At 35.5% G+C, this 15,184-nt stretch carries 16 protein-coding genes; 4 read left to right on the top strand and 12 right to left on the bottom strand.

Going from position 1 to position 15,184, the window contains the following annotated elements; genetic code table 11:
- Positions 1 to 15: 15 nt before the first annotated feature.
- From JFU23_RS07475 to panE, 5 genes are all read right to left on the bottom strand, one after another.
- Positions 16 to 2,163 (bottom strand): penicillin-binding protein, encoded by a 2,148-nt coding sequence (locus JFU23_RS07475; protein ID WP_445816282.1) that lies wholly within the window; start codon positions 2,161 to 2,163, stop codon positions 16 to 18.
- Positions 2,164 to 2,185: 22 nt separating this feature from the next.
- Complete coding sequence (gene ftsL, locus JFU23_RS07480) at positions 2,186 to 2,548, bottom strand: cell division protein FtsL (protein ID WP_002014745.1); 363 nt, start codon at positions 2,546 to 2,548, stop codon at positions 2,186 to 2,188.
- Positions 2,549 to 2,563: 15 nt separating this feature from the next.
- The gene (gene rsmH / locus JFU23_RS07485) at positions 2,564 to 3,496 is read right to left on the bottom strand and encodes a 16S rRNA (cytosine(1402)-N(4))-methyltransferase RsmH (protein WP_002014746.1); all 933 of its coding nucleotides are present in this window, start codon (positions 3,494 to 3,496) and stop codon (positions 2,564 to 2,566) included.
- A gap of 366 nt (positions 3,497 to 3,862) precedes the next feature.
- On the bottom strand, positions 3,863 to 5,479 hold the full coding sequence (gene bshC / locus JFU23_RS07490) for a bacillithiol biosynthesis cysteine-adding enzyme BshC (RefSeq protein ID WP_033715902.1): 1,617 nt from the start codon (positions 5,477 to 5,479) through the stop codon (positions 3,863 to 3,865).
- 79 nt (positions 5,480 to 5,558) lie between these two features.
- Positions 5,559 to 6,446, bottom strand: a complete 888-nt coding sequence (gene panE, locus JFU23_RS07495) for a 2-dehydropantoate 2-reductase (protein WP_061689327.1) — start codon at positions 6,444 to 6,446, stop codon at positions 5,559 to 5,561.
- 295 nt (positions 6,447 to 6,741) lie between these two features.
- Between panE and JFU23_RS07500 the strand changes: the two genes are divergently transcribed.
- Positions 6,742 to 7,215, top strand: a complete 474-nt coding sequence (locus JFU23_RS07500; RefSeq protein ID WP_201031692.1) for an N-acetyltransferase — start codon at positions 6,742 to 6,744, stop codon at positions 7,213 to 7,215.
- Positions 7,216 to 7,249: 34 nt separating this feature from the next.
- Here JFU23_RS07500 and JFU23_RS07505 read toward each other — a convergent pair whose 3' ends face one another.
- The 3 genes from JFU23_RS07505 to JFU23_RS07515 form a co-directional block, all read right to left on the bottom strand.
- A complete protein-coding gene (locus JFU23_RS07505) occupies positions 7,250 to 7,756 on the bottom strand; it encodes an RsfA family transcriptional regulator (protein WP_002066865.1) in 507 nt (168 codons plus the stop codon).
- A gap of 129 nt (positions 7,757 to 7,885) precedes the next feature.
- On the bottom strand, positions 7,886 to 8,059 hold the full coding sequence (gene rpmF, locus JFU23_RS07510; RefSeq protein WP_001984764.1) for a 50S ribosomal protein L32: 174 nt from the start codon (positions 8,057 to 8,059) through the stop codon (positions 7,886 to 7,888).
- A 61-nt stretch (positions 8,060 to 8,120) separates the two neighbouring features.
- Positions 8,121 to 8,621, bottom strand: coding sequence for a YceD family protein (locus JFU23_RS07515; RefSeq protein ID WP_201031693.1), 501 nt, complete (start codon positions 8,619 to 8,621; stop codon positions 8,121 to 8,123).
- A gap of 153 nt (positions 8,622 to 8,774) precedes the next feature.
- On the opposite strand from JFU23_RS07515, the gene JFU23_RS07520 reads away from it, so the two are divergent.
- The gene (locus JFU23_RS07520; protein WP_164081469.1) at positions 8,775 to 10,016 is read left to right on the top strand and encodes a nucleotidyltransferase; all 1,242 of its coding nucleotides are present in this window, start codon (positions 8,775 to 8,777) and stop codon (positions 10,014 to 10,016) included.
- A gap of 26 nt (positions 10,017 to 10,042) precedes the next feature.
- Here JFU23_RS07520 and JFU23_RS07525 read toward each other — a convergent pair whose 3' ends face one another.
- Entirely contained in the window at positions 10,043 to 11,068 is a 1,026-nt protein-coding gene (locus JFU23_RS07525) for a SepM family pheromone-processing serine protease (protein WP_002142950.1), read from the bottom strand.
- Complete coding sequence (locus JFU23_RS07530; RefSeq protein WP_201031694.1) at positions 11,061 to 11,852, bottom strand: patatin-like phospholipase family protein; 792 nt, start codon at positions 11,850 to 11,852, stop codon at positions 11,061 to 11,063. The genes JFU23_RS07525 and JFU23_RS07530 overlap by 8 nt, the downstream gene beginning before the upstream one ends.
- A gap of 112 nt (positions 11,853 to 11,964) precedes the next feature.
- Here JFU23_RS07530 and ylbJ point away from each other — a divergent pair, with 112 nt between their 5' ends.
- Positions 11,965 to 13,194 (top strand): sporulation integral membrane protein YlbJ, encoded by a 1,230-nt coding sequence (gene ylbJ / locus JFU23_RS07535; RefSeq protein ID WP_137056831.1) that lies wholly within the window; start codon positions 11,965 to 11,967, stop codon positions 13,192 to 13,194.
- On the opposite strand, the gene coaD is transcribed toward ylbJ, so the two are convergent.
- Positions 13,186 to 13,677 carry a pantetheine-phosphate adenylyltransferase gene (gene coaD, locus JFU23_RS07540; RefSeq protein ID WP_002142952.1) on the bottom strand — a complete coding sequence of 164 codons (492 nt, stop codon included), beginning with the start codon at positions 13,675 to 13,677 and terminating at the stop codon, positions 13,186 to 13,188. The two genes, ylbJ and coaD, sit on opposite strands and share 9 nt — an antisense overlap.
- On the bottom strand, positions 13,674 to 14,240 hold the full coding sequence (gene rsmD / locus JFU23_RS07545) for a 16S rRNA (guanine(966)-N(2))-methyltransferase RsmD (RefSeq protein WP_001266992.1): 567 nt from the start codon (positions 14,238 to 14,240) through the stop codon (positions 13,674 to 13,676). Before rsmD ends, coaD begins: the two co-directional genes overlap by 4 nt.
- A 529-nt stretch (positions 14,241 to 14,769) precedes the next feature.
- Here rsmD and JFU23_RS07550 point away from each other — a divergent pair.
- On the top strand, positions 14,770 to 15,159 hold the full coding sequence (locus JFU23_RS07550; RefSeq protein WP_201031695.1) for a DUF7147 family protein: 390 nt from the start codon (positions 14,770 to 14,772) through the stop codon (positions 15,157 to 15,159).
- Positions 15,160 to 15,184 lie beyond the last annotated feature (25 nt).

Genomic DNA, 15,184 nt, shown 5'->3' on the forward strand with positions numbered 1-15,184 from the left:
TCTTCCCTATTACCATTATGGCTTTTCTGCTTCTTGCTGCGGTTCAAGTGGTGGTACGAGTGTTACACCTAATTCTGTACCAGGTTGCAACAATGTCCCTTCCGCTACACTTTGCTCAGTTACATATCCTGTACCAGAAGGTTTTAAGTTAAGCTTTAATGTTTTTGCTAAATTCATAACATCACGCAGTGCCCATCCCTGTATATTTGGCATTGGAGGTTTATCTCCTACTAAGAAGACTCGATCACCCTTTAATGTTTGTTCAGTTGCTTTTGGCACTTGCTGCTGCACTTTACCTTCACCTAATACGATTGGACGAAGTTTTGCTTTATCAATTGCTTTTTTCGCTTCTTCCATCGTTTTTCCGGTTACATCTGGAACGACAGTTTGTTGTTCTTTCACATATTTTTTCGGGTCTTTTACTTCATTCGGCTTAATCTTTAAGTACTCTAAGCTATTTTTCGTTACATATTTAAAGATATCTGCTAAAGGCTTAGCCCCGTTTTCATCATCTTTTAATTTTGGTTGTTTAACTGCCACATACACAACAAGTTGCGGATCGTCCATCGGTGCCATACCTAAGAATGAGAATATATAATTCTCTCTTCCCGTCATATAGCCACCTTTCCCGTCAGGAATTTGTGCTGTACCTGTTTTCCCCCCAACTGAGTACCCATCAATTTTATATGCAGTTCCTGTTCCTTTCGGTGATGTAACAACACGTTCTAGTAATTGCCTTACTTGCGCTGCTGTATCTTTGGAAACAGGTTTCCCTACTTCTTTTGGTTTATGCTCTAGCTGTACTTTACCTGTTATTGGATCCACAATTTTATCAATTGTATAAGGTTTCATCATTTTCCCATCATTTGCAATCGCTGTTGCAGCTTGTACAAGTTGAATTGGTGTAACTGTAGAACCTTGTCCAAACGCTGTTGTTACTTGTTGTATTTGTTGATCAAATAAAATTGTATTTGACCCTTCACTAGGTAAATCAATGTTTGTTTTTTCATCTAATCCAAAATTATGAATATATTTCCGGAAACGATCTGGACCAAGTTTTTGATCACCTAAAATTGCAAACGCTACGTTTGAAGAGCGCTCTACCCCTTCATCAAAAGTAATAGAACCCCATCCAGCGCCGCCGTTGTGATCTTTTATTTTGCGATTACCAACTTGATATGTACCAGACTGATAAAAGTCTTGTCCATTATATACACCTTCATTAATGGCCGCCGCTAATGTGAAAATCTTCATTGTTGATCCCGGTTCAAATGCATTTGCAATTGCATCGTTATAATAATAATCCATCTTTCCCTGGTTCGGATCATAACCAGGTTTACTAGACATCGCTAATATTTTCCCCGTCTTTGGATCCGCAACAATTCCAATTAAATTTTCTGGTTCATAATGTTTACTCGCTTCTTTCATTGCGTCTTCTAAATAACTTTGAATACGTTGGTCAAGCGTTAAATACACATTATCTCCATTTTTAGGTGCCTTTACATTCACTTTCCCACCGTCAAGAGATACTCCTTTACGGTCCCCTGTATAAGCTACCTCACCATTAGAAGCACCTAAATACTTATCCAAACTCTTTTCTAAGCCAAATTGACCTACTGCGATTCCATTCTCATCAGGGCTGGCATGCCCTATGACGTAAGATGCGAAATCACCGTTTGGATATACTCTCGCATTTTCGGTGATAAAAGAGATTCCTGGCAATTTCAACGCTTCTATTTGTTCTTTCTTTTCTTTCGTCAAGCCCCTACCCAATGTTCCAAATTCCACTTGACTTCTATCTTTATTTAAAGCGGCTAAGATCGCATCTTCGCCCGTTCCGAGTACTCCAGCGATTTTCTTTGCAGTATCCTCTTTATCCTCAACAGGCTTAGCACCTTTTAATTCCGCTACCATTTTATAGGAATTTGCGTCTTGTGCTAGCACATGACCATTTTGGTCATAAATTGTTCCTCGATTTGCTTCGAGAACTCCTTTTTTACTATGTTTCTGTTCAGCAAGTTTCTTCAAATCATGATTGTCCACTGTTCCTGTTACTTGTATGTAAAAAAATCGGGCTAATAACAGCAAAAAGAGCAGGAGGAAAAATATCATAAAATAACCTGCTCCCTTATTGGTATGAAATTTGGTCATATTTCTCTTCATCTTTTCTTCACACCTATTTGCCTTACTTTAGGCCTTTCACATTATTCGCATTAATTTCTAGCCCGTGTTTTTTTGCAACTTCAGCGATACGTTCATAACGACTTAACTTTTCTACTTCAGCCTGCAATTCTTGATTTTCCTTTTGTTTTTTCACAATTTGTTCTTCTATCGTCGCTGCTTCTACATTAACTTGATATAGACCAGCTTTATTCCCAATAAATGCTACACAAGCATATAATAAAAATCCAATAAACGTTACGTACAATAGCTTTTCAATTCTTGTAATTTTCGTTTTAACTTTTGGCTTAACCATCTGCTGTGGCGGCGCTTGAATTTGTACCTCTTCTTGCGCCTGTTGTTTATACTTTACAGCTAAATTAGTCATACCTCTCTCTCCTTTTTATCGTTTTTCAGCGATTCTCAACTTCGCAGAACGCGCTCGATTATTTTCTTCTAATTCAATGTCAGAAGGTAAAATCGGTTTCCTTGTAATAAGCTTTAATTTCGGCTTAAATTCATCCGGAATAATCGGTAGTCCCTGTGGTAATTGCGGCGTTGTGCTATTTCGCTTAAACGTCGTTTTACAAATACGATCTTCTAAAGAATGGAATGTTATAACACTAACTCTTCCACCAGGCTTGACCATATCAATTGCAGATTCCAACGCTTCTTCAAATACTTTTAATTCATCATTTACAGCAATACGAATCGCTTGAAATACTCGCTTCGCAGGATGTCCACCTGTTCTACGTGCCGGAGCTGGAATACCTTCTTTAATTAATTCCACTAATTCTCCTGTCGTTTCAATAGCCTTATTCTCGCGATAAGCTTCAATTTTCCTTGTTATTTGCTTTGAAAATTTTTCTTCTCCGTATTGGAAGAAAATTCTTACGAGTTGTTCATATGACCAGCTGTTCACAACATCATATGCTGTTAATGGGGCATCTTGATCCATCCGCATATCTAACGGTGCATCATGATGATAACTAAAGCCACGCTCTGGTGTATCTAATTGTGGGGATGAAACACCTAAATCGAATAAAATCCCGTCTACTTCTGTGATACCTAATTCATGTAGTTTTTCAGATAAATAACGGAAGTTGCTCTTCACTGTTACAAATTGTTCACCATAAGAAGAAAATTTTTCCTTCGCATTTTGAATCGCTATTTCATCTTGATCAAATGCTATTAACTTTCCACCATCTGTTAGCTGAGATAATAAATAAGAACTATGTCCTCCTCCACCCAGTGTACAATCTACATATGTACCACTCGGTTTTATATCTAAGCCATCTACTGTTTCTTTCAAAAGTACTGTTACGTGTTTGAACATTGCTGCACCTACTCTTTTTCCAATTAATTATGTTAAATACATTTCTCACTCTACAAACACAATTTACTACTAGAGGATGAAATGCTACTAAAGAACGACTCATTTAACTTCCAACAAGGTAGTACGCTATACAAATCGCTATTTTATTTTATTATATACTAAATTTTATCATTTTTTGCGGGAATTTAAACAAAAACCTGTCGAAAAAGATATTAATCCGTTTACATTTTGTGCTATTTTGTCATATATATATACCTGATACATAGCGATTCATTACATTAAAATAAGATGGATAATTCAGAAATATTCCACTTCACAGTTAATTCAACAGAATAAAAATAAAATCCTGCTCAAAAGAGCAAGATTCTATAGTTTTATTACATGATGTTTTCCATCCCACGAAAAAGATTGTTCCATTACCCGGTCAACAAAATCAAGGCCGAACTGATTTAAATAATAACACACATTCCACACACGTTCTTGCGGTGCTCCTAATGGACGAAGCGCGAATTGTAAACGGCGGAATTTATTCAGTTGAACCTCATGTTTCTTCTCAACATTTCTTTTCAACATTTTTTCTAACAGTTCAATTTGCTCATTAATTTTCAGTTCATTTTTCCCCGCAAACTCATTTAACCCTGGATCTATTTTTTTCACGAATTGTTGTAATGATGTATGAATATCCATTATTTCTTTTTTCGCTTCTATAAATCGCTCGTCTATCGGCTCCTCTATTTGATTAGAAAGCCAATTGTCACGCAGATTATCTATATTATTTAGAAATGGATCAATTTCTTGCAAATCTAAATCATATAAATCTGTCGCTATATCTCGCTCCATATAAGTAATTGTAAGCCGCGGAACAACAGGTGGCATTTGGAAACCTACCGTATGAAACACTTGTTGCAATTCACTCCAATAAGCTAACTCCCCTGGACCGCCAATAAACGCTAACGTAGGAAACACATATTCTTGCATAAGAGGGCGCGTTACAACATTATTACTAAAACGTTCTGGACTTCTTTCCATCTCTTCCATCAATTCTTCATACGAAAATGAATGCACTCCATCTTTTCCAATAAACTTCCCTTGATTCTCTTCAAGCAATACTCGCTCATTATCAATTTCCATAAATATATGCACTGCATTTGTCTTCGTTTCAATAATCGGTTTAAAACCTAATTCCTTAAGTACTTCCTGTTGATTACGAAGCCCTACTTGAATTTCTTTATATTTACTTATAATTTGTTGTAAAAACGGCACTTCTAATTTTCTTAATGCAGGATGATGTGAATCTACAAGAATTAAACCAGAATTTGCGAACATTTTCGTAATAAGGTGCGCAAAGAAATCTACATATGTATGCGATTTACCTAAAGCATCATCAACAAATTGTAATACATCCTTTGTAAAATTCGTTTCCGGATATGTTTTAAAAATCTCTTCGACCCATTTTCTACAGTCTTCAATAGAAAACTCAGACTCAGAAGCACTCGCCTTTTTCGGATAACGATCATGAAAAATGGTCTTTTTTATTTTTTTATTTTTCGTTACAAATGTATGATTAATTTCATCCATATCATGGTCTTCACCAGCAATCCAAAAGACAGGAACAACCCGAACCCCTAAGCTCTCTTCTTTTTCTTTTGCAAGCTGTAAAATTGAAATGATCTTATGAACTGTATAAAGCGGACCAGTTAATAACCCAGCTTGTTGTCCAGCTATAACTACATATGTATTTTCATCTTCAAGCGCTTTTATATTTTGAATTGTAAATTCTCCCGCTTGCAATTGTGTATTATATTCTAATAAATGCGTTACTAAATCTTGACGGAAAAACTCTCTCTCACGTAAATCATGTAAACGCTGTTTAAAAGCATCCTCTGTTAACAGATAATCAAAACATGACTGTATCTCTTTTTTACCGTTCATATAGTCCGCTACAACACCTTGTAGTGGAACAGAGATTTCTTTTATCTCCATATAATTCTTCCTTTCGTATCCTGTTCTCTCACCAACCCACATTGTATTCAATGTTTCACGTAAAAGCAAAGAAAAACACTTATAATTCCATTCCTTTTATTGCATTGAACAAAAATTGAAGTGTCGGAACAGATTGTTGTTGTTCCTTAGCTTCTTCTAATACATATCCAACAATCGCATTAACTTCCGTTTGTCTATTCGCTCTTACGTCCGCTAACATAGATGAAGTATTATGGGATGTTTTTTCACATACTTGGCATACCATTTTCCATAGCATTTCCTTATCTTCTTCTTTAACAAGAAATGCAACTTCCTGAAATACTTGCTCCATCATTTGATAAAAAAGTGGGTTTGAAATTAACTCCCCGTTCTCAACCCGCAATAATGCCGTCAACGGATTAATACATACATTGACTACTAATTTATTACGCATAATCCCCTTCCAATCATCTTCTATCTGAATCGGAAAATAATCAAAAGGAAAACAATTAAATACCTTTTTAAAACAACTAGATTGACCACGCACTACACCAAACTTTGTAACACCTATTCCAGTATGACGAACTGTATGTCCATCCTCTTTTTTTGCACCATGCTCCACAATCCCGACTGCTATACGTTCATTTCCTATTTTTCGCATAACGTGAAGATGTGACATTCCATTTTGCAAAAAGATTAATGACGATTCTCCCTGCACAAAAGGTAATATATCAGTTACATGATATTGCTTTACAGCAATAAATATATAATCTAACTGTTTATCCAGCATACTTTCTATCGGTAAAATAGATGGAAATACCGTTTCACGTTCTCCATTCCTAATACAAGTTACACCCGTTAAGTTTAATTCTTCTGCTTGCTTATCGTTTCTTGTAAACAACGTAACATCTTGATTACTTTTTTGTAAATAAAATGTATATAGGAGACCAATAGCTCCCGGTCCAACAATTCCAATTTTCATCTTCACACAAAGAACTCATATTAACAAGTGCTATAAGTTCCCTTGCCTTTCCCCCTTTATATCTTATTAAATTACAATTACATAGTTGAGGATTCAATTATCTTTTAACAAATGCAACCTCTTCTTTCACTACGTATATACTACCCATATACATAGTTCTATTCTTAGTTTAGCAAATCCTCAAAAAAATAATGAAAGAAATATTCTATCTTCTTCATAAAAATTTAAAAATGAGTTATAATATTATTATAAATATTTTAACTTTTCTGCATTCAACAAGATAAGAAAAGGACGTGATGTAATGGGATTCCCAAAAGTTGAACGCTTGCTCATCAATTATAAAACATTAGATGAATTTAAAAAATTTAAAGGGTGCGGAGCTCAAGAACTATCCATGTTGGAAGAATTACAAGCAAACATTATTGAAAATGATAGTGAGTCTCCATTTTACGGTATTTATTATGGAGGATCGCTAATCGCACGTATGAGTCTATATATGAAAAGGAACGGCGGGGAACCATTTGAAATTACAGGTACTTACCTAGAACTTTATAAACTTGAAGTATTGCCGACTTTTCAAAAACAAGGATTCGGACAATTGCTTGTTAATTATGCGAAACAACTACAATTCCCAATTAAAACGATAGCACGTATCCAGTCATCTGGTTTTTGGGATAAATTAAGTTTCCAGCCAGTATCAGTAACTGATGGTGATTTTTATATTTGGCATCCAGAAACAAATTCGAATGCGATTACAAACGAAGAATCTGCATAAGAAACAAAAAAAAACAGCTGTTACGCAGCTGTTTTTATTTCTTTAATTTTTCTAATTCTCCATTCGAGCGAGCGCCATTTCTTTCCGCTACCATTACACTTCTTTTTTGATCGATATAATCAAGTAATGTTCTATATTCTTCCTCATATACTGATAATCGCTCCAGAAGACGTTCTTTCTCTGTTTGTAACGATTCAATTTGTTGTTGCAACACCATTAAAGAGCTTTCATCTTTATAATTTCGCAAAAATTCAATAACATCATTCAATGTAATTGATGTAGGCTCTAATACCTTTGTCTCTTTCACTTCATAATTTTCTACTTTACGAAGTTGCTTTGCTTCTTCAATACGTTCTTTGTATTGCTTTCTAACATAAGAATTCCATCTAAATCCACATGCTGCTGGTGTGCGAGACAAATGTCTCCCCACTTCTTTAAAGGCAGAAAGTTGCGTTCCACCTTCTTGAATATGCCGGAGTACTACTTCTGCCAGAAGCAAATCTTCATCATCAGTCCAAGCATCTTGTCTTGTTGTCGCCATCTCTCTAGTCCTCCCTATGCATTTTTTATTAAGCATATGCAGTTACTAGAAAAGATAGAATACAACAAATAAAGAATAAGACAAAAAAAATAAACGTAGAAGATATCTTCTACGTTTATTTCCCCGCAATTACTTGCTGATTACTTCTTTACCTTTGTAAGTACCGCATGCTTTACATACACGGTGAGCTAATTTCGCTTCACCACAGCTTGGGCACTCTACCATACCAGGTACTGATAATTTGAAATGCGTACGACGCTTTCTTTTTACTGTTTTAGAAGTTCTTCTAAAAGGTACAGCCATTCTTCCCACCTCCTTAAAAGAAATAGTTATTTTCATATGAAGGCCTAAACCAGTCTTCCGATTATTTGTCAAAAAACTTTGCAAGTCCTGCTAATCGTGGATCAACAGTCTTTTCTTTGTTTTCTTCCGAAATCACTTGCCAGTCTTGACCTTGCATCGGTGCTCCACCAGAAACATCATCACTGAAAATTTGCATTGGAATCTCCAAAAGTATATTTTCCTTGATTACGGGCAGTAAGTCAAGTACTTCTCCTTCTAAACAATGAATTTCAGCTTCTGTTTCAAATTCTTCTTCCGAAGTTTGGAACACCTCAGTTGTTTTAATGTCAAATGGTAATGTCACATCTACTAAAGAGCGAGAACATGGTAAAACCATGCTTCCAGTTATATGTAGATGAAACGTAAACTTACCGGAGCCAAAATCAACTCTTCCTGTTACATGAGCAGGATTAATTTCACGAATATCTTTCTCGACCTCTTTTAGCCCACTTACATCTACCATTTCATTTAATGTCAATCCTTTATTTCTCAATTTATTCAATTGATGGATGGACCATTTCATATCATATCACCTCAAGGCAACAAACAAAATTATAGCTAGCCATTTTATATTTGTCAATGTTTTTTCTTTACACTATAATGAAGTCATCATAGGAAATAATATATAGACTATCACGTTTTCCAAAAAGATGCTACATCGAAAGGAGAGATTACCATAAAATCCAGTGGTATTGTTGTTGAATATAACCCTTTTCATAACGGTCATGCTTATCATGTGCAACAAACAAAAAAGTTAACACAGTCTGATATTATTATCGCCGTTATGAGTGGTCCTTTTTTGCAGCGTGGTGAGCCCGCACTCATCTCCAAATGGTATCGTACCAAAATGGCCTTAACAAACGGCGTAGACCTCGTTGTAGAGCTTCCATATGCATTCGCAACACAAAAGGCCGAAACTTTCGCAAATGGCGCAATTTCGATTTTAAACGCACTTGGTGTTTCTGAAATTTGTTTCGGTAGTGAAGATGGACAAGCTGAAAATTTCTACAATACCATCGCTATACAAAAAAATGAAGAAGAGACTTTTAATCGTCTTGTAAAGCAATTTATGAATGCAGGTAATAGTTATGCAAAAGCTACATCTGAAGCCTTTCTACACATCTTACCACCCGAAAAAAACGTAGATATGTCACAACCAAATAACATTTTAGGCTTACAGTACATTAAAGCAATTCTCTTACAAAACAGTTCGATGCAAGCACAAACTATAAAAAGATTCGCCTCTCATTATCATGATGAAACATTTCACGATCAACATATTGCAAGTGCAACAAGTATTCGCAAACAGCTATTTAATGAAAACAGTTCCTCTACAACTATTGAGCCTTTTATCCCGAAAATGACTGCTTCTCTTTTAGAAAACTACAAGCAAAACTACGGGACGTTACATAACTGGGAAAAATACTTTTCATTTTTTAAATACAAACTTATGACGATGTCTTCAGAGGACTTACAACATATATATGAAATGGAAGAAGGTTTAGAGCATCGTATTTTATCAAAAATACAAAACAGTTCATCTTTCTATTCATTCATGGAAGCATTAAAAACAAAACGTTATACATGGACTAGATTGCAAAGAGCTTGTACACATATTTTAACAAATACAACGAAGGAAGAAATACACAAAGCAAATATAGAGCAACATGCGCCGTATATCCGTCTTCTCGGAATGTCACAAAAAGGACAAACTTATCTTTCTAGAAATAAGAAAAAAATAGAACTCCCAATCCTTACTCATACAAAAACATTCGAACATCCAACTTTAGACATAGAACGAAAATCAAATGCTGTATATTTCTCCATAATGCAAGAACCTTTGCGGACACAACTGCTAAAACAAGACGCAACGCATCATCCAATTCGTTATGATGAAATAACGAAAAAATTCCTATAAGAAAAACCTCTCTTCTTCAGAGAGGTTTACTTTGTTTCACCCATTTTTTCCAAATAAGTTAGTGCATCATCCAGTGTGTCCACCGGTACAATTTTCATCTTCGTTTTAATATCTTTCGCAGCTTCAAGAGCATCTTTATAATTCGATTTCTCTACACCTTTTTCATTTGGCGCAAAAAACACTTCAGCTCCCGCATCACTAGCAGCTACTACTTTTTGCTGAATACCACCAATTGGACCAATTTCTCCTTTATCATTGATTGTACCTGTTCCAGCTATTTCATGTCCGTTTGTTAAATCTTCTTCAACGAGCTGATTATAAATTTCTAGTGTAAACATTAACCCCGCTGATGGACCGCCTATTTCATGGGAATCGATTTTCACTTTCGGATCTACTACTAACTCTCTTTCCGTAACGATAGAGACCCCTATACCGACGCGTCCATTCCCATTAGGAATCGTCTTTACATTTAAATTTTCTTTAAACTGTTTTCCGCCCCGCTTGTATTCAATATTTACTGTGTCCCCTTCTTTTTTCCCTGTCATATACTCAATAAATTGTTCCGTCTTGTCGAATATTTTTCCATCGACAGCTATAATAACATCTCCAAGCTTAAGCTTTCCCTCTGACGGCATACCCTTTGCTACACCAGCAACTAGTACACCTTTATTTTCAAAAGAAACAGAGCGATTTGCACGTTTATACGCATTATAGATTGCTGCATTTTGCGAATCTTTCATTGCATAATTTTGGCGAAATTGATATTCTTCATCACTCTCGCCTTTTTGCAATATTTCTTCCGCCTTCGAAACGTGTGTATATTTATTAAATTGCGCGGCTATTAAGTTCACCACATTAGCAGGTCCCATTGAGACAGTGACAAGCATGAAATCACCAGACTCTTTAGTTCCACCGTCAACTTGCACGTACGGCGCTAATTTCGCGGCCATACCTGGTTTTGTCACATAATACGGCAAGCGCACATAAACAAGTAGCATCGCCAATATAACCCCTATTAAAATTGCATATATAAACCGAAAACGCTTAAACATTATGTTTCTCCTTCCACTGCTCAATTAGTAAATAAATGTTTGAAATATGTTTTTCCGCTTCCACTTCTCCGACCCTAATAATGTCTTCAATATGTGTAAAAGCACGCGAACTAAATTGTTCCACTGCTGGCCGCATCATTAAATCTGATGCTATTTGCCGATTCATCACAAGTTCATGTTGCATAATTTCAATACTTTGCATAATTACATCATAAATCGATGTAACCTCTCCATTCACCTTAATTGGAGATACATCAACAGCAATAACAATATCAGCACCTAAATCTTTTACAACCGATACGGGAATACGGTCAATTACCCCTCCATCCACTAATAAGCGGCCATCTATTTTTTCTGGAACAAACACCCCTGGTACAGCTATACTAGCTCGAACCGCCTCCGCAATCGGACCACTTGTAAAAACAACTTTCTCCCCCTTCAAAATGTCAGTAGCCACAACAGCTGTCGGGATATCTAACTCTTCTAAATTTTTATTATATGTAAACATTTTAATCATATCTTTAATACGTTTTCCAGCAATAAATCCCATTTTAGGAACTGTAAAATCCAAATAATATTTCCTTTTGAAAACAGCTGCCAATTTATACAGTCTTTCAACGTCACAACTTGCTGCATAAAATGTACCAATTAATGCCCCTATACTACTACCTGCTATCATGTGAATAGGGATGCCAGCTTCCCTTAACACTTTTATTACCCCTATGTGAGCAAAACCTTTTGCACCTCCGGATCCAAGCGCTAAACCGATTTTTGGTTCCTTCATTTTTCTCACCCTTTAATTTTTTTCATTCCTTTTTCATACTTATGGTCTAAATTCACCACATATCCACGTATACTGAAATGAACGTTTTTGGGACAAAGGGGGATTTTCTTACATGTACGAAAAATGGAAAACTGCTTTTCTTACCATATCAATGTTGTTTTTAACCTTTTCTCTTGTACTTCACCCCCAAGATGCTTTGCAAGCTTCAATTCGCGGGTTAAATATATGGTGGGAAGTTGTATTCCCTTCACTACTACCGTTTTTCATCATTGCGGAACTTCTAATCAGTATTGGTATTGTAAAATTTATCGGTGTTATATTAGAACCACTAATGCGTCCACTGTTTCGTGTTCCAGGGGTAGGCGGATTTGTTTGGGCAATGGGAATGGCTTCAGGATTCCCCGCTGGCGCCAAATTAAGCGCTAGACTACGCAAGAGCAATCAACTAACACAAATTGAAGCGGAACGACTCGTATCTTTCACAAATTCTTCTAATCCACTTTTTATTTTCGGAGCGGTTTCTATTGGTTTTTTCAATAATCCGAAATTAGGACTCGTATTAGCAGCAGCACATTATATAAGTAACTTTATCGTCGGATTACTTATGCGCTTTTATGGTAATAACGATATTTACATAAAAGACACACATACGAATCAAAAGCGTGCCTTTCAAAATCCTTTTTCCATCCTCCACCAAACACGTATGCAAGAAAAAAGACCAATCGGAAAACTACTCGGTGACGCTATCGTTTCTTCTATTCAAACATTGCTCATGATTGGTGGGTTTATTATTTTATTCTCTGTTTTAAATAAAATGATTACTGTTTTCGAAATTACAGAAGCGCTTTCTTTTATTATGCAACATATTTTATCATTCTTCCAACTTACATCCCAATTTAGTATTCCGATATTATCCGGTATTTTTGAAATGACGCTTGGAAGCCAAATGATTAGTCAAATTAATGAATCAACACTTCTTCAACAAGCGATGGTAACAAGCTTCATTTTAGCATTTAGCGGTCTTTCTATTCAGGCACAAGTAGCAAGCATATTAGCGGAGACAGATATCCGCTTTAAACCATATTTTTTAGCTCGAATTATCCAAAGTATTCTCGCTCCTATTTTCACTTTTATATTTTGGGGACCATTTTATGAAAAAGTTCATTCTTTCTCGCCTACGCAAGAAGATCTTCCCGTATTTTTATTGAATCATTCTTATACACTAACTGATATTTGGACATCATTTATACACTACGGACCAATCTTCACCTTATTTTGTTTATATTTATATGTCATCTTATTGTTTTTACGCATTTATAAAGAAAAACCCCGTTCACTTTAACGGGGTTTTAAACTTTTCTTTTAAAGCACGCTCTACAATCGGAGGAACAAGGTCTACTACACTCCCACCATATCTCGCAACTTCTTTCACAATACTTGAACTTAAAAATGAATATTGATTATTTGTCATAATGAAGAAAGTTTCGATACTTTCGTCTAGTTTTCGATTCATTGAAGTAATTTGCATCTCATATTCAAAATCAGAAACTGCTCGTAAACCACGTAATATTGCATTTGCATTACGCATTTTTGCATATTCCACCAATAATCCACTATGTGAATCAACTTTTACATTCGGAATATCCTTTGTCGCCTCTCGAATTAACTCTAGGCGTTCTTCTACCGAAAAGAATGGTTTTTTTGATGAATTGTTTAAAACAACTACATATACTTCATCAAATACTTTTGCTCCCCTTTTAATAATATCCAAATGTCCAAGGGTAATTGGATCAAAACTCCCTGAAGAAATAGCTATACTTGTCATTCTGTCCCCTCACCTTCATACTTATAAATCGAAATTGCTGTAATCCCGTAGTTTTCTGCCCGTACTTTTACAAGTTCTCCTATAGAATCAGGTAAAACCACGTCATCCCCATGCTCTGCCATAATGATGCCATCTTTATTTAACAATCCATGTTGATCCATTACACTAACTAAAGACACAATTTTTTGAGCTTTATATGGAGGGTCTATTAGTATAAGATCGAATGATATTTCACGCTTTATAAGCGCCTTTACCGCACGCTCTGCATCATTTCGGTACACTTCAGCTTGTTCTTGTAGTCTACAGCTTTCTAAATTTTGATGAATGACTTTTATCGCTTTACTATCTCGGTCAACAAAAATCGCTTTATCAATCCCTCTACTTATGGCCTCAATTCCAAGACCACCGCTACCACCAAATAAATCAAGAGCGATACCACCATCATAATAAGGACCTATCATATTAAAAATAGATTCTTTCACTTTATCTGTCGTTGGACGCGTTGTATTACCAGGTACCGCTTTAAGTGGGTGCCCTTTACATTTTCCTGAAACTACTCTCATCTGTTGTCACTACCTTTATTTCAATCTATAGAGCGATTACATCAAATTCATTTCAAGTCGGTAACCGCTACCGATTCATACTATTTCATACATTTTTTCATTAATCTTTTATTTAACTAATTGAAAACCTCAGTTAAAATAATCGCTCGCTATTTCTTTCATATCCATTTCACTATTTGCAAGCAACAACCCTCTATGTACATCAGTTCCACTTTACCTTTTTTATCCTATCATAAAATAAAAAAAAGAAAAATAAAAAGCCTAACATAAATTTTAATTTCATTATGTATATCTTCATTTTAGATTGGACATAAATAAATATAACAACATCATTTTCGATGTTGTTGCCAACCGCGGAGAAGACTTACGTTTCCCCATAAGTTCTTCCTCCGGTTTCTCCTCTCCCTTTGCCTTCTTACTAGTAGTACATACTAGTATTAGAAGGGCCCTGCTTTGCAGGGTTTTTTTATTTGTCTACTTTTCATTTAAAAAGTGAGGTGGTACAGTAAAAGAAAGAGGAGGAAAAAATATGATTCAACGCTTTATAGAACTCGGAGAAGGCTACTCTGACTTATATGAATTACTTGAAATTGCCAAAACAAACCAAGAACGTGTAACACATATGTTACAATTCGAAACTGTAAAAAACGAAAAAAAAGTGTGTTCACTTGTTGTAATACTAAAACCGACAACTACTGGTGATTTCCAACCATTATACATATGTCGTGAAGGCATTCCTGTACTTGAAAATAAAAAAAGTAAACGTGTCGTTTTATTTGAAGAAATGGCGGAACAAATAGGGGAAAAAGTTACTCCCTTTACTGTAAAACCATCAACAACTTTCCCTGAAAAAGAACTATTTTTTAATCATCTAATTGGTATTTTACGAATGAACAATTTCATTCCTCCAATGAAATAACACGTTATTTCAAGTAAAAAATCCC

The organism is Bacillus sp. TH50 (assembly GCF_016650565.1).
GTDB classification, from domain to species: Bacteria; Bacillota; Bacilli; order Bacillales; family Bacillaceae_G; genus Bacillus_A; species Bacillus_A mycoides.

What these genes read in the sequence shown, in the direction of transcription:
- JFU23_RS07475 (WP_445816282.1), bottom strand. Translation starts at nt 2,163, where the DNA reads ATGAAGAGAAATATGACCAAATTTCATACCAATAAGGGAGCAGGTTAT.
- ftsL (WP_002014745.1), bottom strand. Translation starts at nt 2,548, where the DNA reads ATGACTAATTTAGCTGTAAAGTATAAACAACAGGCGCAAGAAGAGGTA.
- rsmH (WP_002014746.1), bottom strand. Translation starts at nt 3,496, where the DNA reads ATGTTCAAACACGTAACAGTACTTTTGAAAGAAACAGTAGATGGCTTA.
- bshC (WP_033715902.1), bottom strand. Translation starts at nt 5,479, where the DNA reads ATGGAGATAAAAGAAATCTCTGTTCCACTACAAGGTGTTGTAGCGGAC.
- JFU23_RS07500 (WP_201031692.1), top strand. Translation starts at nt 6,742, where the DNA reads ATGGGATTCCCAAAAGTTGAACGCTTGCTCATCAATTATAAAACATTA.
- JFU23_RS07505 (WP_002066865.1), bottom strand. Translation starts at nt 7,756, where the DNA reads ATGGCGACAACAAGACAAGATGCTTGGACTGATGATGAAGATTTGCTT.
- rpmF (WP_001984764.1), bottom strand. Translation starts at nt 8,059, where the DNA reads ATGGCTGTACCTTTTAGAAGAACTTCTAAAACAGTAAAAAGAAAGCGT.
- JFU23_RS07515 (WP_201031693.1), bottom strand. Translation starts at nt 8,621, where the DNA reads ATGAAATGGTCCATCCATCAATTGAATAAATTGAGAAATAAAGGATTG.
- JFU23_RS07525 (WP_002142950.1), bottom strand. Translation starts at nt 11,068, where the DNA reads ATGTTTAAGCGTTTTCGGTTTATATATGCAATTTTAATAGGGGTTATA.
- JFU23_RS07530 (WP_201031694.1), bottom strand. Translation starts at nt 11,852, where the DNA reads ATGAAGGAACCAAAAATCGGTTTAGCGCTTGGATCCGGAGGTGCAAAA.
- ylbJ (WP_137056831.1), top strand. Translation starts at nt 11,965, where the DNA reads ATGTACGAAAAATGGAAAACTGCTTTTCTTACCATATCAATGTTGTTT.
- coaD (WP_002142952.1), bottom strand. Translation starts at nt 13,677, where the DNA reads ATGACAAGTATAGCTATTTCTTCAGGGAGTTTTGATCCAATTACCCTT.
- rsmD (WP_001266992.1), bottom strand. Translation starts at nt 14,240, where the DNA reads ATGAGAGTAGTTTCAGGAAAATGTAAAGGGCACCCACTTAAAGCGGTA.
- JFU23_RS07550 (WP_201031695.1), top strand. Translation starts at nt 14,770, where the DNA reads ATGATTCAACGCTTTATAGAACTCGGAGAAGGCTACTCTGACTTATAT.